22 protein-coding genes and 3 tRNA genes are annotated in these 25,702 nt (G+C 39.4%); 9 read left to right on the top strand and 16 right to left on the bottom strand.

Annotated elements, in window-relative coordinates; translation table 11 throughout:
* Positions 1 to 149: 149 nt before the first annotated feature.
* Complete coding sequence (locus BQ9893_RS10640; protein ID WP_075966002.1) at positions 150 to 911, bottom strand: hypothetical protein; 762 nt, start codon at positions 909 to 911, stop codon at positions 150 to 152.
* 165 nt (positions 912 to 1,076) lie between these two features.
* On the opposite strand from BQ9893_RS10640, the gene BQ9893_RS10635 reads away from it, so the two are divergent.
* A complete protein-coding gene (locus tag BQ9893_RS10635; protein ID WP_075966001.1) occupies positions 1,077 to 1,748 on the top strand; it encodes a response regulator transcription factor in 672 nt (223 codons plus the stop codon).
* Positions 1,749 to 1,811: 63 nt separating this feature from the next.
* Here BQ9893_RS10635 and BQ9893_RS10630 read toward each other — a convergent pair whose 3' ends face one another.
* The 12 genes from BQ9893_RS10630 to BQ9893_RS21720 all read right to left on the bottom strand — a co-directional run bounded on the left by BQ9893_RS10630 (position 1,812) and on the right by BQ9893_RS21720 (position 16,780).
* Positions 1,812 to 2,762, bottom strand: a complete 951-nt coding sequence (locus BQ9893_RS10630) for an outer membrane beta-barrel protein (RefSeq protein ID WP_075966000.1) — start codon at positions 2,760 to 2,762, stop codon at positions 1,812 to 1,814.
* 175 nt (positions 2,763 to 2,937) lie between these two features.
* A complete protein-coding gene (locus tag BQ9893_RS10625) occupies positions 2,938 to 3,351 on the bottom strand; it encodes a hypothetical protein (RefSeq protein ID WP_075965999.1) in 414 nt (137 codons plus the stop codon).
* A gap of 126 nt (positions 3,352 to 3,477) precedes the next feature.
* A complete protein-coding gene (locus BQ9893_RS10620) occupies positions 3,478 to 4,230 on the bottom strand; it encodes a hypothetical protein (protein ID WP_075965998.1) in 753 nt (250 codons plus the stop codon).
* Complete coding sequence (locus BQ9893_RS10615) at positions 4,224 to 4,862, bottom strand: hypothetical protein (RefSeq protein WP_075965997.1); 639 nt, start codon at positions 4,860 to 4,862, stop codon at positions 4,224 to 4,226. Before BQ9893_RS10615 ends, BQ9893_RS10620 begins: the two co-directional genes overlap by 7 nt.
* 24 nt (positions 4,863 to 4,886) lie before the next feature.
* Entirely contained in the window at positions 4,887 to 5,594 is a 708-nt protein-coding gene (locus BQ9893_RS10610) for a hypothetical protein (RefSeq protein WP_139322597.1), read from the bottom strand.
* A 66-nt stretch (positions 5,595 to 5,660) separates the two neighbouring features.
* On the bottom strand, positions 5,661 to 6,371 hold the full coding sequence (locus tag BQ9893_RS10605) for a hypothetical protein (RefSeq protein ID WP_075965995.1): 711 nt from the start codon (positions 6,369 to 6,371) through the stop codon (positions 5,661 to 5,663).
* Position 6,372: 1 nt separating this feature from the next.
* A complete protein-coding gene (locus BQ9893_RS10600; protein ID WP_075965994.1) occupies positions 6,373 to 8,376 on the bottom strand; it encodes an RHS repeat-associated core domain-containing protein in 2,004 nt (667 codons plus the stop codon).
* Between the two features lie 167 nt (positions 8,377 to 8,543).
* A complete protein-coding gene (locus BQ9893_RS10595) occupies positions 8,544 to 9,035 on the bottom strand; it encodes a hypothetical protein (RefSeq protein WP_075965993.1) in 492 nt (163 codons plus the stop codon).
* Positions 9,029 to 14,989, bottom strand: a complete 5,961-nt coding sequence (locus BQ9893_RS10590; protein WP_244155107.1) for an FG-GAP-like repeat-containing protein — start codon at positions 14,987 to 14,989, stop codon at positions 9,029 to 9,031. The genes BQ9893_RS10595 and BQ9893_RS10590 overlap by 7 nt, the downstream gene beginning before the upstream one ends.
* A 16-nt stretch (positions 14,990 to 15,005) precedes the next feature.
* The gene (locus BQ9893_RS10585; protein ID WP_139322596.1) at positions 15,006 to 15,386 is read right to left on the bottom strand and encodes a hypothetical protein; all 381 of its coding nucleotides are present in this window, start codon (positions 15,384 to 15,386) and stop codon (positions 15,006 to 15,008) included.
* Positions 15,387 to 15,418: 32 nt separating this feature from the next.
* A complete protein-coding gene (locus BQ9893_RS10580; RefSeq protein WP_075965991.1) occupies positions 15,419 to 16,588 on the bottom strand; it encodes a tail fiber domain-containing protein in 1,170 nt (389 codons plus the stop codon).
* Positions 16,589 to 16,627: 39 nt separating this feature from the next.
* Positions 16,628 to 16,780, bottom strand: coding sequence for a hypothetical protein (locus BQ9893_RS21720; protein ID WP_167369865.1), 153 nt, complete (start codon positions 16,778 to 16,780; stop codon positions 16,628 to 16,630).
* A 128-nt stretch (positions 16,781 to 16,908) separates the two neighbouring features.
* On the opposite strand from BQ9893_RS21720, the gene BQ9893_RS10575 reads away from it, so the two are divergent.
* The gene (locus BQ9893_RS10575) at positions 16,909 to 18,264 is read left to right on the top strand and encodes a sensor histidine kinase (protein ID WP_075965990.1); all 1,356 of its coding nucleotides are present in this window, start codon (positions 16,909 to 16,911) and stop codon (positions 18,262 to 18,264) included.
* A gap of 461 nt (positions 18,265 to 18,725) precedes the next feature.
* Here the strand turns inward: BQ9893_RS10575 and BQ9893_RS10570 are convergent, their stop codons facing one another.
* On the bottom strand, positions 18,726 to 19,715 hold the full coding sequence (locus BQ9893_RS10570) for a sugar phosphate isomerase/epimerase family protein (RefSeq protein WP_075965989.1): 990 nt from the start codon (positions 19,713 to 19,715) through the stop codon (positions 18,726 to 18,728).
* A gap of 141 nt (positions 19,716 to 19,856) precedes the next feature.
* Here BQ9893_RS10570 and BQ9893_RS10565 point away from each other — a divergent pair, with 141 nt between their 5' ends.
* The gene (locus tag BQ9893_RS10565; RefSeq protein WP_075965988.1) at positions 19,857 to 20,810 is read left to right on the top strand and encodes a FimB/Mfa2 family fimbrial subunit; all 954 of its coding nucleotides are present in this window, start codon (positions 19,857 to 19,859) and stop codon (positions 20,808 to 20,810) included.
* Between the two features lie 269 nt (positions 20,811 to 21,079).
* The gene (locus BQ9893_RS10560) at positions 21,080 to 21,487 is read left to right on the top strand and encodes a hypothetical protein (RefSeq protein ID WP_075966110.1); all 408 of its coding nucleotides are present in this window, start codon (positions 21,080 to 21,082) and stop codon (positions 21,485 to 21,487) included.
* 39 nt (positions 21,488 to 21,526) lie between these two features.
* Here BQ9893_RS10560 and BQ9893_RS10555 read toward each other — a convergent pair.
* A tRNA-Arg gene (locus BQ9893_RS10555) sits at positions 21,527 to 21,598 on the bottom strand.
* A gap of 70 nt (positions 21,599 to 21,668) precedes the next feature.
* Positions 21,669 to 22,394, bottom strand: a complete 726-nt coding sequence (gene recO, locus BQ9893_RS10550; RefSeq protein ID WP_075965987.1) for a DNA repair protein RecO — start codon at positions 22,392 to 22,394, stop codon at positions 21,669 to 21,671.
* A 93-nt stretch (positions 22,395 to 22,487) separates the two neighbouring features.
* Here recO and BQ9893_RS10545 point away from each other — a divergent pair, with 93 nt between their 5' ends.
* The 5 genes from BQ9893_RS10545 to gyrB all read left to right on the top strand — a co-directional run bounded on the left by BQ9893_RS10545 (position 22,488) and on the right by gyrB (position 25,640).
* Entirely contained in the window at positions 22,488 to 22,883 is a 396-nt protein-coding gene (locus BQ9893_RS10545) for a DUF2721 domain-containing protein (protein WP_075965986.1), read from the top strand.
* A gap of 132 nt (positions 22,884 to 23,015) precedes the next feature.
* Positions 23,016 to 23,087: transfer RNA gene (locus BQ9893_RS10540), tRNA-Glu, on the top strand.
* A 43-nt stretch (positions 23,088 to 23,130) separates the two neighbouring features.
* A complete protein-coding gene (rpsT, locus tag BQ9893_RS10535; RefSeq protein ID WP_075965985.1) occupies positions 23,131 to 23,388 on the top strand; it encodes a 30S ribosomal protein S20 in 258 nt (85 codons plus the stop codon).
* Between the two features lie 60 nt (positions 23,389 to 23,448).
* A tRNA-Glu gene (locus BQ9893_RS10530) sits at positions 23,449 to 23,520 on the top strand.
* A 164-nt stretch (positions 23,521 to 23,684) separates the two neighbouring features.
* Positions 23,685 to 25,640 (top strand): DNA topoisomerase (ATP-hydrolyzing) subunit B, encoded by a 1,956-nt coding sequence (gene gyrB / locus BQ9893_RS10525; protein WP_075965984.1) that lies wholly within the window; start codon positions 23,685 to 23,687, stop codon positions 25,638 to 25,640.
* The last annotated feature ends 62 nt before the right edge of the window (positions 25,641 to 25,702 follow it).

Here is a 25,702-nt window from a genome sequence, read left to right as displayed (position 1 = left end):
TAGAATAGACATACACTAATTTTCCCGTAGCTACCAAAGAAAAATTGCAAAAAAACAAAAGAGCCAATATAAATAGATTCATACGAATATATTTTAGATAAAAAGAAATTGGTAATTTATTAATGACATTGTCCACCTTTTGAAATTTCTTATTTAAATTGTACTGAAATCCTATTCGATCGAATGATTCCATCATATAAAGAATAACACTCTATTCGTTTGGGCAATTTTTTCTTTTCACGCTCAAACTTAGATGTATTACTATTCCAAAAAGGTTTTATCTCTACATATCCCTGCATTCGATCCAGCGACAACAAAAAAGTATAATTCCCCTTCAACTTCAAAAAACCGATTAAAGAATAATATTCAGAATAAGTTTCTTCCGATTTCAAAAAGACCATATCATCTCTCCTCATACAATTCAATATATCTTCATCTTGCAATTTATCAAATCTATTTATATTATCAACTTCTGATAGGGTTAAAGGATCTGATAAAGGAGAATAAATCTCATATAACACATCGTTTATGAGATCTGCTTCATGTTCACTACTGAAATTCAAACTATCCGGCAAAACATACCAATGAAGATTATCCGGAACAATTCCTCCGACAAAAACATTCCAATTACACACAAAAGGGTTATAATGGATGAGCTTATCTTCAATATTAATAGTTTGAACCGATGACAAAAAGTTAGGTAAATGATTCGAATTTCTATAAATTTTCATGCAATACAAATTTTCATCTGACAAATTCACATATTCAATTTTCAAAAATGGAATACTATCAAACTTCATTCCTTGCATAGAAAACTCTTTCTTTTCCCATTCAATGGACAAGTCTATTGATATTTTCTGAGCATAAGCGCCACAACTAATCAACAAAAACAATATTAATTTTTTAATCATATCAATACTTCGGCAAACTTTTATGGAGAGATCACCTCATAACACAAAGAAACTCTATTTATTCCTGAATTCAAATGTTCTGAGGGTTTTATTTCCGAATATCTGCAAGTTATACCAATATACCAAGTTTTTAGTATCTTGCCCTCTGAAACAAAAAGGGAAAAAATGACAAGAGACAAAATCATATACATCGAAGACGATCGGATTTTAGGGAATCTGATCGTGCAAGCCTTGGGCGACTATGGATTTGAAGTCGATTTCAGGACAACGTTAAACGGAGTTCAAGAAAGTCTGGCTTCCATTCCGCCTGATTTGCTGATATTGGATATTGAAGTAAACAATCAAAACAGCCTCGACTTTCTTCCGGCGTTCCGCTCACAATACCCGCAACTACCGGTCATCATAGCTTCCTCACATACGAACGGAACCGAGATCATCCGTAGCTACGACACAGGAGCCAATCACTACATCAAAAAACCGTATGACATTACGGAATTGGTTTTTCAGATTAGAAGACTATTGCAACAACCTCCCAAGCAGACGCCTGCGATATGGGCAATCAGTACTTATCAAGTAGACACTGACAAACATCTTCTGATCTATCCGGATAAAAAGATTGAGAAACTACTTCCGAAAGAATTTCAGGTTTTGCGAATGCTATACTCCAATAAAGGACAGGTCGCCACACGCAAACAACTACTTGAAGAAATATGGGGTAAAAATTTGAGTGAAGAAAGCCTGAACAATATCATCTCGCAACTCCGCAAGAAATTTCGGCTGGACGAACGCATTCATATCAGTACACACCCCTGTATCGGATATCAACTGGATTTCTGACGGACAATCCAACCGGGAGAAGCCGAACCCGATTCAGCCTCTCCCGGTTGTCAAATCCGCCGATCAGAAATGAAACCGCACTCCGGCGTCAAAGTGCAAACGAAAGATTCCGGAATGTTCCTCGTCTCCATAATCCACAGCGTCCTGCTTCGGCAAAGAACCGCCGATGTATCCAAGGTTCGCTCCGATCCCGACATGGTCAGACAGGTAATATTCCGCTCCAAACAGGAAATCATACCCCACACCCGAAAGAGAAGCACTCGTGCCTTTCGCCGACTCCCGATACTTGAAATAGCCGATACCGAATTTTTCCTCAATCCCCCAACGGCCTACTTTTTGTTTCATCACAAACTGAGGCGCCACGTATGCAAGCCCCACTTTCACATCCACATTCGAATAGGCATAAGACGACTTATAGCCCGAATACATCAACCCGGCTCCAAAGCCGCTCCTTGACACCCAGTCATAGCCTAATTGCCAGTCCATACCGTTCTTGGGATTGCCCGATGCTCCCGACGGTAAATAATACTTACTGGTTATAAAAGCATAACCGACATTAGCATAGAACGTGCTGTGCCGGAAAGCACTTTTAACCACACCGGTGGTATTTTTATCACCTACCGGAACAGACAAATCGGCAACCGTCTCCGTTTCCCAATTTGCCGTGTCGCCGATCCAAAGCATATCGCCGGCAATCTGATGGCAACTGCTACCCAGTAGCGACGGCTTCCGGTGATCCGTTAACGCCAAAGCATTTCCGCCACTCTTCGCCGTCTCCTGTTTGGCCAATGCCACAACCAGCTCGTAGTTGCACTTGGTGGATGGTGGGGCATCCACCACTCTTACACTTCCGATCCGCTCTGCTGTTTCCGGCACGGTTTGCCCGACTCCATACAAATGGACTTCATCCGCAGCAATACGGGAAGGATACTTCTTTTCTATGTGCGTCAACACTTTGGGGGCGCAACTGCATAAAAAAAGAGGCAGAAGCAAAGAAAAAACCAACTTTTTCATTCTTGATTATATTTTTTAATTAATCAAAATTGCAACATATATTTTTCAACAAAACTCAAAGCCCATACCGTTTTCCCATGTGGTTGTGTATCTTTCTGCTTCTTTAAATAGAACAGATAGTACATATCAATTAATATAATACATCAATCATGGCCGATAGTTTTTATAAAATTCATCATTTGCCAAACAGCACTCGGTACATCGGTTCGACATATTCTTTCATATCTTTTGTCACTTCAATCATTATAATAGGTATTACAAAACTCATGATAAAGAGAAGTATTGCAAAGATGGCTGAAAGACGAAAGCTTCCACGAATAAGGGGCTTTTTCTTTTTAACGACATATTTCCCTCTTTTTTTTATACCATAAATCCAAATTATCAACACATTGCCTAACAATAATATCATATTATGAATCCCAACAGGTACATGATATAAAAAGAAAAAGGTAGAGACAAACTCCACAATGCTTACCTCCCAAAACATGAATATATAACATAAAGTTCCAAGTGTATTTAAATGTGGAAAATTAACTGTTATTTTTTTTGAGTAGAACAAATAATACATATAATATAACACATCAATCATGGCCGATAGTTTTTATAAAATTCATCCCAATATATTTTATTTGTTGATACCATGCCTGGTACGTTGTTTGTCTTCCCATTTCCCAACCAATAGATTTTTCTAATCATTTCAAAACAGCTTCTTACTTCATCTGAAAATAAATGGCAACATTTTACTTTTGACCTTTTTAAAACGACAGTCTGAACCCAATTCATTAGGAAAATCAACAACTTTTATATCACACGAATCTATCAATGCCGTAAAACAATGATCTGCAAATTGATCATACAACTCCAATTTATTTCCTTTTTTACACCAAGAACCTTCCGAAATAGTCTGCTCAAAATCATAAACACTAAATTTTATACTATATTGAAAATCATATTCCAAATACAGTGAAATATAATTATTTTCATACACACCAAGTTCCAACGGTGTACATTGATAAAAATCATTATCTAACTTACAAAAATCATTACTTTTCTTACTTTTAATATAAGGGCGAACAAATGAATTTAACATATCCTCATAATCCTTATTATCTCCACTATAAACAAACTCATGCCCTTGCATAATGGAGAATCCTTTTTGTATTTTAAATACAGATTTATCTTTGTTGCTTTCCAACACAATATCCATATCGGATTGCATATCCATTAGATAGTATTTATTTCCACAAATACTGACTCGACCATAAGAAAATACAAAACTGGTACCACCTTCCGAGTAGATATCAGAATATTCAATACAATAGATATCATCCATCAAATTCAATTCAAACAGCACTTCTTGACCAGTCAAAATATCAACAACCTGTATTTTATTAAGCTCATAATACTGAGCTGACACCCTACCCGAACAAACAAGTAGAATTAGAAATAACACAAATTTCATTACCATAAGGCCTTCAATATTTTAGGTATTACACATTTTTCAGAATAAGTATTCCAACAATTAAGTTTAGAAGCCGTCATATACATAGACAATGCAGATTCCTGTTTTGCCCATTTACCTAAAGACAAAAAAATCTTAGTTTTACCAACCAAATAATAAATCCGATAAGAAAAAGCTATATCCAAATCAATATGAACACATCCATTCTTATAATCTCCCAACTGCAATGGTATTTGATCTAAATTCAGAGCATTCAAATAAGAATTATTTCCCCTTATTTTTCTCTGACATTCTTTTTTCATATCCAACATTGAATGATTTTCAGAATAGTTAGACTTTCCCCGGTCAATAAAATATTTATTTTTCATAAAGTAATATCCTTTATTAACAAAAAGTCCCTTGCCCTCTTTAGTCATCACCAAATCACATCCAGCCCGAATATCTTTAAATATGATCTTGTTTCCCTCAAATTCAATGACTCCAAAAGACAAAAACAAGATATACCTATCACAATCCCTTTTTTCAACAATTGTAATATAATATTCATTTTCCTTATCAAATATCTCCAAATAACAAGATATACCGATTTCCGGAAAAGGATTTTCTAATTCAAATTGACTAACAATATAACGATTCATTTTTCAAAATTTAATTCAATAAAACTATCGCATAATGAATGGATACATAATACCTAATGAATACCGATCCGTTTCATTCAAATCGTTTGGAGCATAAATAGAATACAAGTAATCCGACTCGATCAGATATACGAAATCGCATTCTAAAAATGTGTCATGCAATAAAAGCTTATTCCCAGTCTTTTCCCATTTTCCTTCTGCAATCTTAGCAGCATACCGTTCTATCAAAAAATAGATTTGATAATTAAAACCTTTATCTAAACAAACATGAAGATGTTGATTATAATAATCACCTAATTGCAGAGGAATTTCATCCATACTCAATTTACTTAAATATCGTTTTCTATTTTTCTCTTTACTCTTATATTCTTTCTTTATATCCAAAAAATGTTCATACTCAAAATAATTATATTCATCCTCATATACAAAACATTTTTCTTTCATAAATAAAAATCCTTTATCTACAATAAGATCTGAATCATTCTTCTTTAACACGATAGTTGAATTAGTCATTACATCATTTAGAATGAAATGATTATCATCCGTATCTATCAAACCAAACGATAGAAACAAACATAAAACAATATCACTGCCAAACGCATGTTCTTCCAGAGTAATACAAAACTCCTTTCTTGTTTCCAGTATAAACAGATAACACGTAATGTTCCTATTACAAAAAGGATTATCCATTACATACATACGAACCAATGGCTTTTCTGAATTATTTTGCATATAAAATATTTTACATTCTACCTAAATATATATTTAACTAATTGCTAAATTATTGTGACAATCATGCTAATCTTCTCTTTTTAGATCAAACCTCCAATTTTCTGCCAATGGCATAGTTATATTATCTATAGCAAACGATTTTATATCAGCACTAAATACACATTCCATATCTAAATCCTGAAAATATAGAATATTATGTTCACGAAACCATTTGCCTCGTGAATACCCTATTATAAACTCTTTTTCATAAGGCTTCATACCGTTACCCGGAAATACAAATCGAGTTTCACTAATAGACAATTCATACCTATTATCGGGATGTATAACGATCTTTAATCCTGAAGCCGTATAATATGCCCCGAATCGTAAAGGTATCAGTTCCTGACTCATGTCACGAGTACATGTTTCCAAAACATCTTTTGGTTCAGGTTCAGAAATAGAACCATACTTTTGGAAGACAAATTTCATTTGTTTTAATCCCACATACGTTCTAATTGGAATGATACAATCATCCTTTTTCTGAAAAGTCATTACACATCCATTTCTTTCTTTTAAAAATAGACTATCATGTTTCATTCTGAACCTGCCATATGACAATGGCCTGGATTCTATCATATCTAAACTTTTCTGTTTTATCATTTCTATATAATACTGATCTTTTCCCGACAAAACTAATATTACATCTGTACCATTATTAGAATAGACATACACTAATTTTTCCGTAGCTACCAAAGAAAAATTGCAAAAAAACAAAAGAGCCAATATAAATAGATTCATACTAATATATTTTAGATAAAAATGAAAATGGTAATTTATAAGAGGCTGGATGAGGAACAGAATAAGATGGCATAGCCATCATCGTTCTCATTGCATCAGAAATCATTCCTGCCGATTGATATACATTCATTGTATATTGATATGCAACACTTTCTGTAAAAGCTGGTATTACATTCGTAAAAACCGAATGATGATAAGCATGAACCAGCTCATGCCCGGCAACTGCTCTAAATAACAAGTCATTATTATTATTTGCATAAACAGGAGAGATATGTAATTCTGATCCCAATTTACCTGAAATAGATTTCACATAGCCGCCAACTTTTGCACTCGTTCCCTTATCTATGTAGAATCCCTTACTATCCATTCCATACTTTCCCGCTTTAGTCGTTATTGATTTTATTCCGTAATCACCTTCTGATATACCAAATTCACTATACATCCTATCTTTCAAAGATATATCATTAAATTCAGAATGGCTGGTATCATACATTTCTGCAATCTTACTAATATCTTCTGATGTTAATGTAAAATTATAATATTTAGATCCATCCCAAAAACTATACCCTTTCGCCATATCCGTAAAACCACGGATCAATCCTTGAGTTACAGCCTGAATCGCTCCTTTTATAGCACCACCTATTAGTCCAGCTTTCAAACCTGAACCAAAACCTGAACCAGATAACCATGCATTTCCTGAACAACCAACAAAACCACTACTGAAACCACCAGCTAAACCAGTCAAACTTCCTTGGATAAATCCCCCTGCCGTTATCGATCCTGCCACAGCACCACCTGCCCAAGCACCTGCAGCCCCCGAAGCTGCACCGACAAACAAGCCCTTCATCATATCTCCAGCCAATCCCCAGCCACTCTTATCACTGGAAACCATTGCCGTACCCATACCGATCCAACCACTAATAATAGCTGCTACAAGTATAAAACTTTCCCCATTAGGATCTTTATACGACAACGGATTATTCAACGCATACGAATATCCATTATAAGACTGCGTAAACTCCGGAACCTGGATAACTGGATCCGGACTTAGAAAACGTCCTAACACAGGATCATACAAACGCGCATTCATGTTGATCAAGCCGAACATTTCCAAATGTTCATGTCCTGTGAAACCACGATCGAACTTCATCTCCAGCAAATCGGAATAATTATCCCAATTCGTAGCATCGCGCCTACGCCCCCAAGCATTAAAGTTCAGTCGCTGCACTTCGTTTCCGGAAGCATTGGTTATCAACCAGGGAGATCCCAAATGGTCGTTATGGAAATAATACATTCTGGCATCGGACGTTCCTTCCGTATAAACAGCCACAATCTGTCCATCGCCGTAAATATAGTAATTTTTACGAGTCGTCCCGCCTTTTTGGATTTCTTCATACGGCCCACAGTAATATTTGGTAAATACGGTCGAACCATTCTGCACATATTGGCTTTTCACACGACTATTCTCGCCATTATAGGTCAGCGTATAAACCTTATTTCCTTCGGAAAGTCGTACCGGCAAACGGACACTGTTATAAGTCACGGATAAATCCAATTTGGGTAACACTTCATTGGAAGTGGGAGAAAGACTGCTGATCGCATGCGGATGGGAGGCCTCATACTGATAGGTTCCGGCATCTGCCTTGAACAGGATATTACCATTCTCGCCATACTCTACCCCCGTCGTTAAACGGTTCATACTGTCGTAAGTAAAATTCTCGCTTTGGGAAGTGCTTTGCTCGTTGCGATTCTTTATATTGCCACGGGCATCTATATTTTGATAGCCGATATTCAATAAAGATGTCGTTCCCTTTGCAGCCTTTATCGACGTAGGAACCCCTATCGTATTATAAGCATAAATCCCTTGCATACCATTTCCCAAAGCAGTTGTCAGAACCTGACCTTTGGCATTTTCGTCATTTTTTTGCCAAACCGTTGTTTGATTCGGCTGCCAGATTATTTTATACAAATCGCCATTGACATATTTCAATATCATCAAAATCATACGATAAACTCCTAATTACCACATCATGGTAAAAATAATCATAAAACAAAGAATCATCCTTAAACATAGAAGAACTTGAAATCCGAGATATTAACAAATCGTTCTGAATTCCCCCTTTAAAGGCAATGAATATTATAAACAAGGGGGTCTCCATTCCTTTATTTCCATTATTCCACATACAACATAAACAAATTACTTTTTAATCTTCCATAAAGAGACCTCTTATTTACATATTTATATTTAAATTTATCACTATATTTTCGTCTAAAAATATAGCTCAAAAACAAAGTATTTTCTCCTTTAGATAAATACAAAGAATCTACAGATATAAAATAAGTCATTTTATATCTATGTTTAGGTGGTATTTTTTGAATAAAAGTTAAATCAATTACATTATTTATTTCATAAAATCTATTATCATCTATACCTAAAATTTCAATTATATCATTATTTTCCAATATCAAATTAGCCTTCGGATAAAACAAGCACTCTTTATCTGATATATTCTCAAAGATAATATCCAATTGCAGAGAATCACCATAACTTACCGTATCCGACATTGCAGATACAGTAAGTTTTAGATAATTATCAATCTTTCGCGAAAAGCAACTAAACAAATTGATAATTGAAATTAAAATTACAAGTTCTATTTTCACCATCTTCTCGGTATTTTATAAATTTTATGCCAAGGTTTTGTAACAAAATCAGTCATAAAATATCCATTAGGAGTAACTTGTGGACCATATAACCCCGCATTAGTTCCATAACGTCTAATCCTCTCCACTAAATCACGTACACCATGTTTAGGATATAAACCTTGATTTCGATAGTTATTCATATACACATCCCATTCTTCCATACCCTTTACTTCAACTGTAATTTCAACATCAATATATTTTCCAGAGAGAACATTACGAGCATGCATTCCTTCATGTTCAGCTACAAATTTTAAATAGTCATAGTTCTTTCCAAATGGGGCATCATGATAAAAGATTTCTCCTGTTCGTGGATTTGTCACTGCAGGATTAACTCCATGTTTTTTAAATAGATCATTATTTGGATCATACTCCCCTTTAAACCCAAAATAATCCAAAGCATCCTGCTGCCAAGCACTTCCTTCCACTGTATATTTTCCAGCTGCGAAATCTGTGAATACACCTTGATTCGATTTAAAACCTTTTCCTTTCACCATATTTTTCATATTATCAGATGTTAATGCGGCAAAAGAGGCACCGGAAATACATCCCCACAACATTCCTTTACCCATATTGGTTCCCCACAAAGCAGCATCTATAGCTCCAACTAATGTTCCCTGAGCCGCACCAAGTCCCACATTGGCTGCAAAACTCAAACCAGCTCCACCAATTGGTCCCATCAGCCCTCCTACTCCACCAGTTATAGCTCCTTTCCATGCTCCACCCCAGAAATTCTGCCCTTGTAACACACTTTTTACTCCACCACTGACTGCTCCGACAGCAGCTCCGACAAGCATAGCATCTAAAAAAACTCCAACTCCTGGGATTAAAGCCGTAAATAGAAACTCTCCATTCGGATCCGTATATGACAACGGATTATTCAACGCATACGAATATCCATTATAAGACTGCGTAAACTCCGGAACCTGGATAACTGGATCCGGACTTAGAAAACGTCCTAACACAGGATCATACAAACGCGCATTCATGTTGATCAAGCCAAACATTTCCAGATGTTCATGTCCTGTGAAACCACGGTCGAACTTCATCTCCGGCAAATCGGAATAATTATCCCAATTCGTAGCATCGCGCCTAAGCCCCCAAGCATTAAAGTTCAGTCGCTGCACTTCGTTTCCGGAAGCATTGGTTATCAACCAGGGAGATCCCAAATGGTCGTTATGGAAATAATACATTCCGGCATCGGACGTTCCTTCCGTATAAACAGCCACAATCTGTCCATCGCCGTAAATATAGTAATTTTTACGAGTCGTCCCGCCTTTTTGGATTTCTTCATACGGCCCACAGTAGTATTTAGTAAATACGGTCGAACCATTCTGTACAAATTGGCTTTTCACACGACTATTCTCACCATTATAGGTCAGCGTATAAGTCTTATTCCCTTCGGAAAGTCGTACCGGCAAGCGGACACTGTTATAAGTCACGGATAAATCCAATTTCGGTAACACTTCATTAGATGTGGGAGAAAGGCTGCTGATCGCATGCGGATGGGAGGCCTCATACTGATAGGTTCCGACATCTGCCTTAAACAGGATATTACCATTCTCGCCATACTCTACCCCCGTCGTTAAACGGTTCATACTGTCGTAAGTAAAATTCTCGCTTTGAGAAGTGTTTTGCTCGTTGCGATTCTTTATATTGCCACGGGCATCTATATTTTGATAGCCGATATTCAATAAAGATGTCGTTCCCTTTGCAACCTTTATTGACGTAGGAACCCCTATCGTATTATAAGCATAAATCCCTTGCATACCATTTCCCAAGGCAGTTGTCAGAACCTGACCTTTGGCATTTTCGTCATTTTTTTGCCAAACCGTTGTTTGGCTCGGTTGCCAGATTATTTTATACAAATCGCCATTGACATATTCGTATTTTATCGACTTCGAATTCGGGTAGGTCGTTGTTTCCAATTGTCCTTTACTATTATAAACGTATGAAAACTGGAAAGAACGATTATCGACAGTTTCTGTTTTAGAAGCTAACCGTCCGTAAGTACCATAGCGGAACTCTGTTTTGACACCACCATAAGCGATCGAACCGATCTGTCCCTTATAAGTAGGATCATACGCATAAGAAAAAATTTCCGCTCCTCTTTTATATGACTGGAGCCGACCACTGTTTTCATAAGTATACTCTTCAACCTCTCCGCGGGCATCCGTTTGCTTCTTCAGATTTCCCCAACCGTCATATTCATACAAGATAGTCCCGGCATTGGGGTCTACCAACTTCGTACGCCTGCCTAACAAATCATATTCCATTGAATAAACGGCCGAGCCGCAAACGACCTTGGCGACATCACCCGTAGGTCCATAAGTATAGGTTATTTTACCACCCGGATCGGTTACTGTCTTCAATTTACCACCGGCATCCGTTTCCCGAACAGTCGTATATCCTTTTGTCCCATCAACAATAGTCGTTTGGTTTCCTGAATAATTATATGTGATCGTACCTAATGGTGTTATCTGTTTGCTGATCCGACCATAGTCGTCATATTGACTTGTGTGGTATTGGATAGAAGATGATGCTCCACCGGAAAAATACGGTTCAGACGCTTTGACAGCACGCCCTTGCGCATCATACGATGTTGTCGTGTACACCTCTTTACCGGAAAAGTTTTTACGGCTCGTTTGGATTTCCCGTCCCAAAGCGTCATACCAAGTCTTCACGACCTGACCGTCTCCCGTTGTTTCAGTACGCAAAACCATCGAGTTTGCAGGGCTGCCATTGCTCCAAGTCCAACCGGTAGATATGGAATTATCGGAAGCCGAACTTTGAGACATCGTTTTTATTTTTCCAAACCCGTCATAGGTATAAGAGGTTACATCCCCGTTTATATCCGTCTTGGAAGACAGTAACCCCGAGACAGGGTCATAAACTGAAGTCGTAACCTGCCCTAACACATCCTTGTGCGTTTTTACAAACCGTCCGTTTTCATACGTATAAGATTCAGATCGAGATGTATTTCCTACTGTCACAGTTTTAGTTAATACATTTCCAAATGTATCATAAGCATAAGTTGTTACCGATTTATAAGCAACCTGATTCGGTTCGACTGTTTGTGTTTGCAACAACCCGTTTGTATTATTATACACATAATCGACTGTATTTGTCAACGAATTTCCTCCCACCGTGCTGGCATTCACGCTTCTGGTCAGCAAACCAATCATCCAATCCGTCGTATTATTACTATAAGTATTCGTAACTTTCTGTACATCTCCATTTCCATAAGCAGCCGTCTGCATCAATACATTACCATATTTATCATAGGTATAATCCGTTGAAACCGACTGAATCAGTTTGTTTGCGGTCGGTTCATAAGTTTGTTCTTTGGATGATGTAGCCTGATAAGCAAATGTTCCATATACATCCTCTAACTTTGTCAACGTATTCGTATAGTCAGACTGCATCAATTTTCGATTTGTCGGAACATGCACCTTTTCCACATTTTTTATAGCAGCCTGACAATAGGTATCAGAAAATTCTTGTGTAATAGTTGTTTTTACCGAAGTACTTTGATCGTTCATGATCGTCTTCGTAAAGCCTAAAAAGCCACGTCCTCGTTTAAAGACTTTTGCATTTTCATAATTGTATGAAATCGTGTTCATTCCTCCGATACCGTTACTGACACTTACACTTGAAACCAGCTTAAATGGTGCAGTAAAAGACATACAGTCATAATCCGAAACATCAGCCGAGCCTCCAACTGGCAATGTTTTCGCATAGACGGAAGAATCGGCCATTTTTTTATAAGAGACAGTAGTCACATTACCATGTGAATCCGTTACAGTCTTCAACAAATTGGATAAATCGGCCTTCGGCATATACAATTGGTATCCTTTCCAGGTAAAAGGTGCTGAAACGACTAAAAATCCCAATTTGCCATCTCCTCTCGTGTCTATAGGATAAAAATTCCATTTGTCGGAACCATAAGTATAAACACTTGCATATTCTTTAAAGTTTCGGCCATTATCATATCCGATAAAACATTTAAGGGCACTCAACTGATTTGAAGTTTTATCGACCGCAAAAAAATCATCGCAACCATCACCATTCAGATCACAAACATATATATCCTTTGAATATGCAGCAAATTTCTTAGGGAAATAATATCTCTCAAATTCGGCTCCTGTTGATAACAATGTCAACCACTCGTTCCATTCCGTGTTATTCCAACCCGTCAACAACAAATCGATTTTCCGGTCACCATTAAAATCACCAAAACTAATCTTGTGTTTTTTCGTAGGTAGGCTTCCGGTACGAGTCCGATGCATGGAACCTCCTCCATTATTATCCAAGTAATCATAACCATCATCCCGCAAATTCATAATCTCAGCCAGTCCGTCACCATCAAAATCCCAAACCTCGACTTGATCCCAGTTCATCTCTGACTGGATACGTCCTGTCGAAGTTGTTTTAAACGCAGTCATAGTTCCAGAAGAGTAGCCTGACATATATATCTTATAATCTTCAGATCCCCTTTTATCCTTATAATAGATGAACAAGTCCATTGCTCCGTCTCCATTAAAATCTGCAACTCGGACACCATGAGCACGGGATTCAGACGTAATGACAGGGCCTGCTTTAAAACCACTTCCTGTCCCATAATAAATAAAATAATTATAGTAAGTGACAGAAGCAGCACTTGCCTCAACATCTTCTATACCAGCTGGTATTTCCTCTCCATTTGCAAGGCTTTTAGGAGCAGTTTCTCTGCAAGCCAAAAAATCAGTAATTCCATCTCCATTAAAATCACCTGCTACCGGTTCCTTATATCTTTCAGGAAGAGTTCCGCTTCCTGAATAAGATAATTTATTTCCATCTGTATCTGCACAAAACAATTTCCAACCGGTCCAATCGGCATCCTCCATCGGTGTAGCCAAAATGTCCGTTCTCCCGTCACCATTGTAATCTCCTAAAGAGATATAAGCTTTGTCTATATAATTCTGAGCATTAGTTGATTGATCATAAATAACCTCTTCATGTGTATAATCTGTATTCTTATACCAATCGAACACAATTGGTTTGAGAGCTTCATTATTAAGGCCAGTCACTGTTATTTTAGACAAAAGATAAGTGAAATCATTCCCATCATAATTATAAGTCATTGAGTATTTACGATATAATGATGTACCATAGTAAATGCCAATTTCACTCAAAAGTTTACTTTCTTTAAATTTACTTCCCTGAATGTAGTTCAAATTAACATCATAGTTCCGGTTTGTATAAACAAATTTGACTGAACAATAAGGCATACTACTTGTACTTCCGGTATAATCAATCTGTTTCAAACGAATTTCTCCATTTGCTTCATCTTTATCGTAAGTATATGTGTAGTAATTACCGACACGATCCCTTACCTTGTTTAACATCCAAAATGCTACCTGATCCGTGTGAGGAGATTGTGCACACAATCGGGAATCCGTAGTATTCCCATATTCCATAATCAATCCGTCTTTTGTCCGCACTTCAAAATGAGCAGAAGATGTATTCGGTGAAAATATCTTTATTTGTGAATAAGGGTTCATCTCCGTCCTGTATTGCCGTGTAGTTCCGTCATACATCAAACGATTACCATCAAGCATATATTTATCCGTATCATCAAACTCTATATCGCTGATATAACCACTATGAAATACTGTTGTATTTACTCGTGTGATAGAAGATATGGCAGAAAGAGAAAATCCTTTGCCCATAAACCCATCTCCAGAAAAACTATTATAGACAATTGATACATCTGGTTTCAATCCTGCCGTACCAGGAGGCAAATCAACAGGAATATTGTAGGTCGCATTACCAACAGGACCAATATCGAAAGAACCGGATATATTCGATGTATTCTGAGACATTCCACATATAGAAACACCCAAGAACAACAGTATAGATATTATATGTTTTTTCATAAGTTTATCAATCTTTTCATTGAACGATCTGTGCCTGCCTTAAAGTTCTATTTCCAGCCGCATCATAAGAAAACTTAAAAATCAAAGGTTCTTCTTTCTCATTAATACTCAAAATTCCCCCTTGAACCACTTCGAACGCACCATAAAGAACCACATAGTCTGAAGCTGTAAGTGTTAAATTTCCCGTATTTGTAACTGTCACACCACGTACGATAAGTGAATCACATCCAGTTATAGAACGAGAAGATGAAACTGTCTGATTTTCAAAAATATTCACACATGAACGGGCAGAATGAACTCGTATGGTATCTGTCGGTTCTATAGCTTTTACTGAATTTGAAAACCCAAACAGCATAAACAATGAAAAACAGATACAGATAAATATGTTTTCTTTCATATCAATCAACTATTATATTTCAAACCAATCTCTTAATTAACAAACTTCTTCAACGTATCCGCTTTCTTACCATCGACGAAAAGCGTGTAAACAAATGTTCCAAGTCCAATCTCCGATGGATTGATTTCAACGATACTGTTGTTCCCAGTCAAGGTAACCTTTTTCAATAGTCTGCCTGATACATCGAATACTTGCAAATTCGCATTCGTATAAGTTGTCGGCAACGTATAGGAAACGGAAGCGCCTGTTCTATTATACAATTTTGCTCCCTCAACCACACTCACATTTTCATTGGACGTAGACCGAAACATGGATTTTGTTTCAGCAGGCAAAAGACTTTGCAATGTTTCGATCTCTTTCTGTTGATCTTGGATAGTTTGTTGCATTTGCTTCAAACTTTCCACTATCAGAGGAATAAAACCGGTATAGTCGATTGACATGATTCCTTTTTCATTTGTCTGAACAAGTTCAGGTAGGACTTTTTGAATATCCTGAGCAAGAAAACCAATCCGTCTACGATTGGCTTCCGTGGCTTCCCGTTGATCTATTTCTTGCTGAATGCGCCGATATTCTGCTTCCTTCGCTGTCATAGCAGAATTATCGACAGAAGAAGAAATTCCGGATGTCGAAGTCGCAGAGTTTGGCTTTTCTGAAAAAACAGCGTCGTCGGATTCACGAGCTTCTTGGATTTCAGACAAACGATAGGAATAAGAGACTCCATCTATTTGAGTAAGTATCTCCAGTGGATTTTCTATCGATTGAATATTATCCTTTAAACGAGCATCAGAGGTAATGTTGACACCGTTTACCACAAGGTTCGTGTTAAAAACGAAATTACTATTTGCTGAAGGGTTATAATAGGCTATCACCTTATTTGCATAACCGGTAGTTGTCAGAAAAAAGCCCAATTTTCCATGTAACCAAAGCTGATCACTATCTGTCGTGCCATATTCACCAAGAAAAACATTCAACGATTGTCTTTCAAATCGGCCAATATCACCAAATGATATTTTTGAACCTGCACGCGCATCACCATATTTACCAAGTATATGCATCGTGGCAACCTGTTCATAATCAAACCCATCCACATCAGTTAATGTTCCAGCTTGCACACGACCGTCCGACAAAACCCTTAATTGGGCATTGACACTGGTAAATAAACAGGTTAAAACCAAACACGAAAAAACTTTTACTGCTTTCATCACTTTTCTTATTACGATTAACACTCTCTTTTTATTACATCATTTCGATTCAATCGAATCACAAACCTCAACCCAATACCATTTACCGGTATTCGAATCATACACCCATTTGCCACCGCTTCTACTGTGATTATTTTCACCACCAATTATGGCACCCATTTCTGATTTAGATAGACTTTTCAACTTATTCATCTCTTTTCGGTTTTAAAATTTATACAAATGACAGCTTTATTTGAATATAGAGACATAATAAAAACATCATATTTTTCACAATACACTTATTTTTTATTAGTTTTGTCAAACTTAGAACAAGAAATACTATGAACAGGACAATACTCATATCTGCAATCGGAATGCTTACGCTATTATTATCCCAAGGATACTGGCTGGCAAACTTGTATCTGGATAAAAAAGCTCAATATCTTGATCTTATTGAAGAATCTTTAACTTACAGTATCGATAATGAACTGGTTCTGAAATCCGGGCTTTTCGGAAAACCAAACAATACGAACAAACCTAAACTGATCATCAAAAGCGCAGAAGAAATGACTTCCGAAGAAATCAAAAGCCATAAAGGGGATACTATTGTTCTCCAATTGGATTCTTTATCTCATGCAAGAAAAGGAATTTCCACCTTTTTTGCTCAAAGCTCCATAGAGATGCTTCTGAAAAATCATTCATTTCCTATGGCGGTATTAGACAGTATATTCAAAAATGAAATACAAAAAAATATCCCATATGCAACATGCCAATTAAAATTATGTAGCAAAAACGGGCAAATAATAGTCCCCAAATGTAATATATATAAATGGAACCGACATATTATCACCGCTATCCATCCGATCGGGACAAAAGGTGAGTTTTACATCCAAGCCTTTGTATCCATACCTCCCCGGCAAATATTTTACCATCTCTACTATGCATTGACTGTCTCTTTTCTGATGACAATCATTATCATCTATTGCCTGTATTACCAACTGATTGTCATTCGGAATACTCGCAAGAAACTGCAACAGCAGCAACAAACCATGTACACTGCCGTCCATGACTTGAAAGCGCCTCTTAACGCGACCTACAGCATACTGGATTTCATTGCGCTGAAGGAGACTGACAACAGCCGGAAATCATTGCTGCAGACTGGAAAAGTGCAAATCCGTAAACTGACTGACATCATCGAATCTATTCTGAATATACGCAAGGCCAAACAAAACGTCGATATAAAAAAGACACAGGTCTCCTTGCCTGAACTGATCGAAGACGCCATGCGGGAAATTGCTCTTTTGTTTCCCGGGAAAAAATATCAGTTCGAACTGGACAATCCCGTTCCCATACATTATATCTATACGGACCCGGTCCGCCTGGAACGCTGTTTACGGAATCTGTTGGACAATGCGCTGAAATATTCGGACGACGATGTCAAAGTCAAGGTCAGTTTGGACGAACATGACAACCGCTTTTCTATCGCCATCCAAGACAATGGTTGGGGCATTCCGCTAAAAACACAGAGAAAGTTGGGCAAACAGTTCTATCGTGTCCGCATCAAAGGGAAAGATGTGCCTCCCGGATATGGGCTGGGGCTTTGCAGCGTGAAACAGTTGGTAAAAGAAATGGGCGGGTCGTTTACGTTCCAAAGCACGGAAGGGGCAGGTTCTGTTTTCGTCATAACCTTGCCTTAAAGACTCCGGTTTCGCCTTCTTTTCGAACAGGCATAAGTTCGGACCTACAAGGGGAGAATCTTTGCTTGATCCGAACAGAATCAACTGAAAAAAATGACAATATCCCCTTTAAAACACGATTATAGCCCAATCAGCTTGTTCACAACAACATACGCAAAAAGCATGTTTATTAAAAAATATTACCCTTGCAGGAAAATTCTGTTTCAAGGGTATGAAAATCGATTTTCATGAACATGAGTTTCGATTTAGACCAATAGGTATAAAAGAAAAACAACAATAACCCTTGTTCCGACGTGCTGTTATGGGAACAGGAAATAGGCCAAGCCGCAGGCTCATTATGGGTGACAAGGATACGAAGATTTATCGGACGCAGAGTAACGCGGTATTTTTTGCGACATCTGCGTCCTGTTTATTTTTCTGACACTTTCTGAAAAGGGATTTAACTACGCAAAAACACTTTTCTATCTTTCAAAACAAGCATCGAAGGCGTGTGCCGATGGCTGGAAATCTACTTGTTTGACAAAAGCGCAAGATTCGCGTGCTCCATGTTCGCGATCCATGCAGCTATCTTCCCATTCTACAGAAAGGGGACCTTGATAGCCGATATCGTTCAAGGCACGAATTATTTCTTCAAACCGGATCTTTCCACGTCCAAGGCTTCGGAAATTCCAAAAACGACGGGCATCGCCAAAAGCCGAATGACCGCCGAAGACGCCGATCTGTTTCGGAGTGTCGCTCCAATATACATCTTTCATGTGGACATGGAAAATACGATCCGGGAACTGGTTGATGAAGTCTACATAATCCACTCCCTGATATCCTAAATGGCTCGGATCGTAGTTAAAACCGAAAGCCGGATGATAGTCGATGGCTTCAAGGGCTTTACGGGCGGAATAAGTGTCGAACGCGATTTCGGTCGGATGCACCTCAAGGGCAAAACGGACACCACACTTTTGGTATTCATCTAAAATCGGAATAAAACGACGGGCAAAATCGGCATATCCTTCATTCACCATCTCGTCGGTTACGGGCGGAAAAGAATAGAGCCATTGCCAGATCGGACTTCCAGTAAAACCGACTACGGTATCGATTCCTAACATCTTGGCTGCATGGGCTGCCTGGATCATATTTTCGGCCGCCCGACGACGTACTCCTTCCGGCTCACCGTCTCCCCAGATATAATCGGGCAATACGGATTTATGACGCAGATCGATATGATCACATATCGCCTGCCCGACCAGATGGTTTGAGATGCAAAACAGTTTCAGCCCATACTTGTCAAGCGTTGATTTGATATTTTGATAATACGCAGGATCGGTCTGCCGGACATCCAGATGAGAAGGTAAACCCAGTTCAACTCCGTCAAAGCCAAATGATTTTGCTTTTTCACAAATAACTTCCAGTGGTAAGTCCCCCCACTGTAATGTGCATAATGTTACAGGACGTGCCATATTTTCGTTCTTTTAAGGTTAATACTTTGTGTCTATTCGACAAATATAAAATATCTTTTCAAATATATCCATAAATATTTCTTATTTCCGGTTATTTGCCTTTCCTTTGCGGTATTACAAAATAATTAGAAAAGCTTAGCTATGAGAAAGAAATTGTTTTTTATGCTTACCTGCATACCTTTCTTGACGAGTTGCGACAGTTCCTCGCCAGAAGAGGTTATTCCGCAAACAACTCTTTACCCCGTCCAATTCAGTATTCAGATGGAAAAAGAAGTCATCACTTTTCCTACAACACGCAGTGCACCGAACAGCCCGGTTTCGGAACCGGCGACCTCGAAAGCCGGCGAGAACGACGCCGAGTTGAACGAATTATGTTCCACCATCGAATATGTGGTGTTTAAAGACGAAGAGACTCCTGCTTTTATCAAGCACAGGCAACTCACTTACAACCCGACCGACCTGGATGCGGATTTCAGTTGTATCTACGACAGCTTGCCACAAGGCGATTACAAATTCTGCTTTTTGGCCCACAATTCGAAAACCGCAACGTTGTCGGGTTTGACTTTCTCTTTCGATAGCATTTCGGATACATTCTATGAAATGCTTTCCCTGGAGATCGACGTCGCGGAAGTCATCAACAGGGATATCTCTCTTCAGCGTATCGTCAGCCGTATCGAATTCATGGCGACCGATTCAGTATCCGGCATATTGAAACAATTCGACATGGAGATCGACGGTATATCCAACCGGCTGGACATCATCAGCGGACAGGGAATAAAAGCCCAAGAAAAGCAAGTCATCTCCTATGCATTCAAAAATGACGAGATCGGCGAAGTGAACAAAATACATCCTTTCTATACCTTCATTCCTGCCAACGACAATAGGATGGCCGTCCATCTCTCAGCCATCGCCAAAAACGACGAGTTGATCCGCGAACGGCAAATCGACAATATCATTCCGGAAAAGAATAAAATCATCCGTTATAAAGGCCGTATCTACAGCCGTTCAGAATCTGACGACACTTTCCAGGTCAGCATCTTCAACAATGGAGCATGGGAAAAGACTGACGATGTGGAATTGCCTGATTATGACTAAAAATATTGGATTTTTCCTCGTTTTATTAATATCTTTGACTCTGGATAGGCCATTAACGGACTGCCTATGCCTGTATATGCAGGATTGCAGAGAGTGTTTTGAAAACATGTCTGAAAAAAGAGAACTTACGTGACAATATGACCAATAAGGAATTAGTGCTTAATATGCTAGCTGAACTTTCTACCAAAGAAATTTCGGAAAGTAAATTTCTGTTCCAACTTCCATTTTAAATACTTATCTTTGCCATTGAATAGTTAATGTTTGGATTTATGATTAGGAAGAATATACTCGGTTTATTATTTCTACTGTCCGCACTTTGTTTGTTCAACAGCTGCGAGGACGACCCATATTACGATGATTACGACAGAGCCACCGATGCTTTATGTAATAACACCTGGGTTGATTTTTATACCGACAGCGAAGGGTACGAATGTGAGCAACGACTTGATTTCTATAGTGATCATACAGGAGAAGATTTTACAATCACCTATTATCCCAACGGTATGACCGACCAACAAAGAAGCAGTTTTTATTGGGACTGGGAAGATGACTATTTCGATTCTTTCTATGTCGAATATGCAAACGGAACCGATTATTACGAGGACGTTCGAATAGGCAACGGATATTTAAAATGTTACCTCAATGGCGACCGAGTCACATTCGAACCATTTTACTAATAACAAAAAAGGCAATCGTAATGATTGCCTTTTTTGTTGTAGCTCCGCCGAGAATCGAACTCGGATCTAAAGTTTAGGAAACTTCTATTCTATCCGTTGAACTACAGAGCCGTTTTTACAATAAGCGAGGCAAAAGTATAACCTTTTCCGTAAACTGGCAAATATTTAAAGAAGCAATATGCTAATCGAACAGACTTTGCATGACTGAAAAGGATTTTATTTCGGGAAAATCAGGCAAGTGGAGGCGATAGTATTCAAGAATGCGGCTTATGACGTTCACACGATCCTGGCGGGAAAAGGAATACAACGACATGTTCTCGAAACTGATCTTCAACAGCCGGGCAAAGACTACGCTCTCCTGCCGGTTCAGATAATGGCGATGCATCGGTATATGGTCGACAAACACGCCGTTCAACATATCGAAGCAGGAACCTGCCACGTATGAATCCACATTCGGGTATATCCCCAGGTAGTGCAAGAGCCGCAACAGAAAGACCAGATGAAAATTTGCGACTCCTTTATCCGAAAGTTCCAACAACTGTATCGACTCAAACAAATACTCGAAAAGGCGGGGGTCGGGCTCCGTCTCCTTCACCACACGGAAAAGGACCTCGGAAAGGAAAAGCGCAAGTACGTTTTTTACAGGATTACAGAACACTTCTGTCAGCGGATAGCAGAGTTTCGTCTCGCGGATACGGTGCAAATCCCGCTTATTCAGGTGCTCCACCTCCATCTCCACGACCGAAAGAGGCATAAACAGCGCCTTCGAGACAGCAGACTTCTTCCCGCGGGTACGGGCGACCAGATAAGAAGCACGCCCGAAAGCCTCCGTATACATATATATAATAGAGTACTTATCATTATATGGAATGGAATGCAGGACGATCCCGCGCGTTTTACACAACATATCACTGAAATTTGAATACAACAAAGTTACAACATTTTCCTTTTCCGCCTTGTTCTATTATATAACAAACTACATTATAAAAAACAGATAAACATGCAAGAACTCACGCTCACAACCCCATCACTGCTGTTTTCGGCAGTATCGCTTATCCTGCTGGCCTATACAAACCGCTTCATTTCGTATGCAAGCCTTGTACGGACATTGAAAGAAAAGCATCAACAGACACACGATCCGAAAAACGTAGCCCAGATTGCCAATCTACGGAAACGATTATACCTGACACGCTCGATGCAAATATTAGGGTTGCTCAGCCTGCTCTTTTGCGTGGTCTCGATGTTCTTCATCTATATTTCGTGGCAAATCATAGCCGCCTATATATTCGGAGTAGGACTACTCCTGCTGGCAGCATCGTTATGCGTATGTATCTGGGAAATAAACATTTCTGTCAACGCATTGGAGATACATCTACAAGATATGAGTTCCAAATAGATGTTAAATGAGACAGAGATGAAAGATTTTTCTTTCAAATATTTTGTCAGTTAAAAGAGAACATCTATCTTTGCACTCGCAATCAGGGAATCAGCGATTCCGGAATGTAAAAAGCAAGAGCTTTGAAATGATGGCCCGTTCGTCTATCGGTTAGGACGCAAGATTTTCATTCTTGAAAGGGGGGTTCGATTCCCCCACGGGCTACAATAAACAGGATTAAAGAATAAATAAAGAGAATAGCTAAGAAATGGCAAATCACAAGTCATCAATCAAGAGAATCAGACAGACCAACGCAAAACGTCTGCATAACAGATATTATGCTAAGACTGCAAGAAATGCAATGAAGGTTTTGCGTGCTACTGAAGACAAGAACGAAGCTCAGGTTCTGTTCCCGAAGGTGTGCTCTATGTTGGACAAGCTTGCAAAAAAACACATTATTCACAAGAATAAGGCAGGCAACTTGAAGTCCAAATTGGCAAAGCACGTCAACACACTTGCACAATAAGGTATTATACTTTATATAGTATAAAGCCGGACTGGTCAGCCCGGCTTTTTTAAACCTGATGGCCCGTTCGTCTATCGGTTAGGACGCAAGATTTTCATTCTTGAAAGGGGGGTTCGATTCCCCCACGGGCTACTTAACAAAAAAAGAGACAAAGTTGAACTTTGTCTCTTTTTTTGTTGCATCCCACCATTTGACTATTTTCACACTCTCTTTACCTGCTAAATTAATTATTTTCACTATATTTGTTAGCTTTTTTAGAAAGACAGATAATTACAGATTTTAAACGATAAAGACTCATGAGTGAAGAAATTAAGAATACTTCTACAGAGTACTCTGCGGATAGTATTCAGGTACTTGAAGGGTTAGAGGCAGTGCGTAAGAGACCGTCCATGTATATTGGCGATACCAGCGAGAAAGGTCTCCACCATTTAGTATACGAGGTTGTTGACAACTCTATTGACGAAGCACTGGCCGGATTTTGTACCCGAGTTGACGTAGTGATAAACGAAGATAACTCCATCTCTGTTACAGACGATGGCCGTGGCATTCCGGTAGATATTCATGAGAAAGAAGGCGTGTCAGCGCTTGAAGTCGTATTGACCGTGCTCCATGCGGGAGGTAAATTCGACAAAGGTTCTTACAAGGTATCAGGAGGTTTGCACGGTGTGGGCGTATCCTGCGTAAACGCGCTTTCCACTTACTTGAGAGCTGAAGTACGCCGCGACGGAAAGGTCCACATGCAGGAGTTCTCCTGTGGTAAACCGCTTCATTCCATCGAAGTGATCGGCGAAACAGATACGACCGGTACGACCATTCTGTTCAAGCCGGACGGAAGCATCTTCTCCGTAACCGAGTATAAATACGAAATATTGGCAACCCGTTTGCGTGAATTGGCCTTCTTGAATGCCGGTATCACTCTTAGCCTGACGGACAAGCGTGTCGTAAAGGAAGACGGCACCTATAAATCCGAGATATTCCGCTCCGAAGAAGGATTGAAAGAGTTTGTCCGTTACATCGACCGTTCCAAAGAACAGTTGATCCCCGATGTGATCCACATTGTAACGGAGAAACAGGGTATCCCGGTCGAAGTAGCCATGACCTACAATACGTCATTCAACGAAAGCGTATTTTCGTATGTAAACGATATCCACACCATAGAAGGAGGTACGCACCTGGCAGGTTTCCGCCGCGGTTTGACCCGTACGCTGAAAAAATATGCGGACGACTCCAAACTGCTTGAAAAAGCAAAGGTCGAAATCTCAGGCGATGACTTCCGTGAAGGCCTGACTGCTGTTATCTCCATCAAGGTGGCTGAACCGCAGTTCGAAGGACAGACCAAGACAAAGTTAGGAAACAACGAAGTGACCGGTGCCGTAGACCAGGCCGTCGGTGAAGCATTGGGCTACTATCTGGAAGAACATCCGAAAGAAGCCAAGATAATCGTCGACAAGGTGATCCTCGCTGCCCAGGCACGCCAGGCTGCCCGTAAGGCACGCGAACTGGTACAGCGCAAATCGCCGATGACAGGGGGCGGGCTTCCCGGCAAACTGGCCGACTGTTCTTCCAAAGATGCCGCACTTTGCGAGTTGTTTCTTGTCGAGGGAGATTCTGCAGGCGGTACAGCCAAGCAGGGACGCGACCGTAACTTCCAGGCGATCCTACCGCTCCGTGGTAAGATCCTGAACGTCGAAAAGGCAATGGACCACAAGATTTTCGAAAGCGAAGAAATCCAGAATATCTTCCGGGCAATGGGTGTCACCATCGGCACCGAAGAGGACCCGAAAGAGTTGAACCTGAGCAAACTGCGCTATCACAAGGTTATTATCATGACCGATGCCGATGTGGACGGAAGCCACATTGCCACTCTGATCCTGACCTTCTTCTTCCGTCGTATGCGTGCACTGATCGAAAACGGATATGTCTATCTGGCCACTCCTCCTCTCTACCTGTGCAGGAAAGGCAAAGTGGAAGAATATTGCTGGACCGACCAACAGCGCCAGGCATTCATCGACAAATATGGCGGCGGTAACGAGAACCAGATCCACACACAGCGATACAAAGGTTTGGGTGAAATGAACGACCACCAGTTGTGGGATACAACCATGAACCCGGAAAACCGTACGCTGAAACAGATCACGATCGACAGTGCCGCCGAAGCAGACCAGATATTCGCCATGCTGATGGGCGAAGATGTCGGTCCGCGCCGCGAGTTCATCGAAGAGAATGCAACATACGCAAACATTGATGCGTAAAGATTTATGATTTATAATTTATGATTTATGCACCGATAATAATTCATAAATTATAAATCATA

The sequence above is a fragment of the Parabacteroides massiliensis genome (assembly GCF_900155425.1).
GTDB classification, from domain to species: Bacteria; Bacteroidota; Bacteroidia; order Bacteroidales; family Tannerellaceae; genus Parabacteroides; species Parabacteroides massiliensis.
This window is presented reverse-complemented; position numbering and strand designations above follow the sequence as displayed.

Bases quoted from the DNA above. Each gene is read 5' to 3' on its own strand.
- BQ9893_RS10640 (WP_075966002.1), bottom strand. From the start codon at position 911: ATGATTAAAAAATTAATATTGTTTTTGTTGATTAGTTGTGGCGCTTAT.
- BQ9893_RS10585 (WP_139322596.1), bottom strand. From the start codon at position 15,386: ATGAAAGAAAACATATTTATCTGTATCTGTTTTTCATTGTTTATGCTG.
- BQ9893_RS10605 (WP_075965995.1), bottom strand. From the start codon at position 6,371: ATGAATCTATTTATATTGGCTCTTTTGTTTTTTTGCAATTTTTCTTTG.
- recO (WP_075965987.1), bottom strand. From the start codon at position 22,394: ATGTTGTGTAAAACGCGCGGGATCGTCCTGCATTCCATTCCATATAAT.
- BQ9893_RS10595 (WP_075965993.1), bottom strand. From the start codon at position 9,035: ATGGTGAAAATAGAACTTGTAATTTTAATTTCAATTATCAATTTGTTT.
- BQ9893_RS10560 (WP_075966110.1), top strand. From the start codon at position 21,080: ATGATTAGGAAGAATATACTCGGTTTATTATTTCTACTGTCCGCACTT.
- rpsT (WP_075965985.1), top strand. From the start codon at position 23,131: ATGGCAAATCACAAGTCATCAATCAAGAGAATCAGACAGACCAACGCA.
- BQ9893_RS10635 (WP_075966001.1), top strand. From the start codon at position 1,077: ATGACAAGAGACAAAATCATATACATCGAAGACGATCGGATTTTAGGG.
- BQ9893_RS10580 (WP_075965991.1), bottom strand. From the start codon at position 16,588: ATGAAAGCAGTAAAAGTTTTTTCGTGTTTGGTTTTAACCTGTTTATTT.
- BQ9893_RS10590 (WP_244155107.1), bottom strand. From the start codon at position 14,989: ATGAAAAAACATATAATATCTATACTGTTGTTCTTGGGTGTTTCTATA.
- BQ9893_RS10630 (WP_075966000.1), bottom strand. From the start codon at position 2,762: ATGAAAAAGTTGGTTTTTTCTTTGCTTCTGCCTCTTTTTTTATGCAGT.
- BQ9893_RS10625 (WP_075965999.1), bottom strand. From the start codon at position 3,351: ATGATTGATGTGTTATATTATATGTATTATTTGTTCTACTCAAAAAAA.
- BQ9893_RS10620 (WP_075965998.1), bottom strand. From the start codon at position 4,230: ATGGTAATGAAATTTGTGTTATTTCTAATTCTACTTGTTTGTTCGGGT.
- BQ9893_RS10575 (WP_075965990.1), top strand. From the start codon at position 16,909: ATGAACAGGACAATACTCATATCTGCAATCGGAATGCTTACGCTATTA.
- BQ9893_RS10565 (WP_075965988.1), top strand. From the start codon at position 19,857: ATGAGAAAGAAATTGTTTTTTATGCTTACCTGCATACCTTTCTTGACG.
- BQ9893_RS10570 (WP_075965989.1), bottom strand. From the start codon at position 19,715: ATGGCACGTCCTGTAACATTATGCACATTACAGTGGGGGGACTTACCA.
- BQ9893_RS10600 (WP_075965994.1), bottom strand. From the start codon at position 8,376: ATGATTTTGATGATATTGAAATATGTCAATGGCGATTTGTATAAAATA.
- gyrB (WP_075965984.1), top strand. From the start codon at position 23,685: ATGAGTGAAGAAATTAAGAATACTTCTACAGAGTACTCTGCGGATAGT.
- BQ9893_RS10615 (WP_075965997.1), bottom strand. From the start codon at position 4,862: ATGAATCGTTATATTGTTAGTCAATTTGAATTAGAAAATCCTTTTCCG.
- BQ9893_RS21720 (WP_167369865.1), bottom strand. From the start codon at position 16,780: ATGAATAAGTTGAAAAGTCTATCTAAATCAGAAATGGGTGCCATAATT.
- BQ9893_RS10610 (WP_139322597.1), bottom strand. From the start codon at position 5,594: ATGCAAAATAATTCAGAAAAGCCATTGGTTCGTATGTATGTAATGGAT.
- BQ9893_RS10545 (WP_075965986.1), top strand. From the start codon at position 22,488: ATGCAAGAACTCACGCTCACAACCCCATCACTGCTGTTTTCGGCAGTA.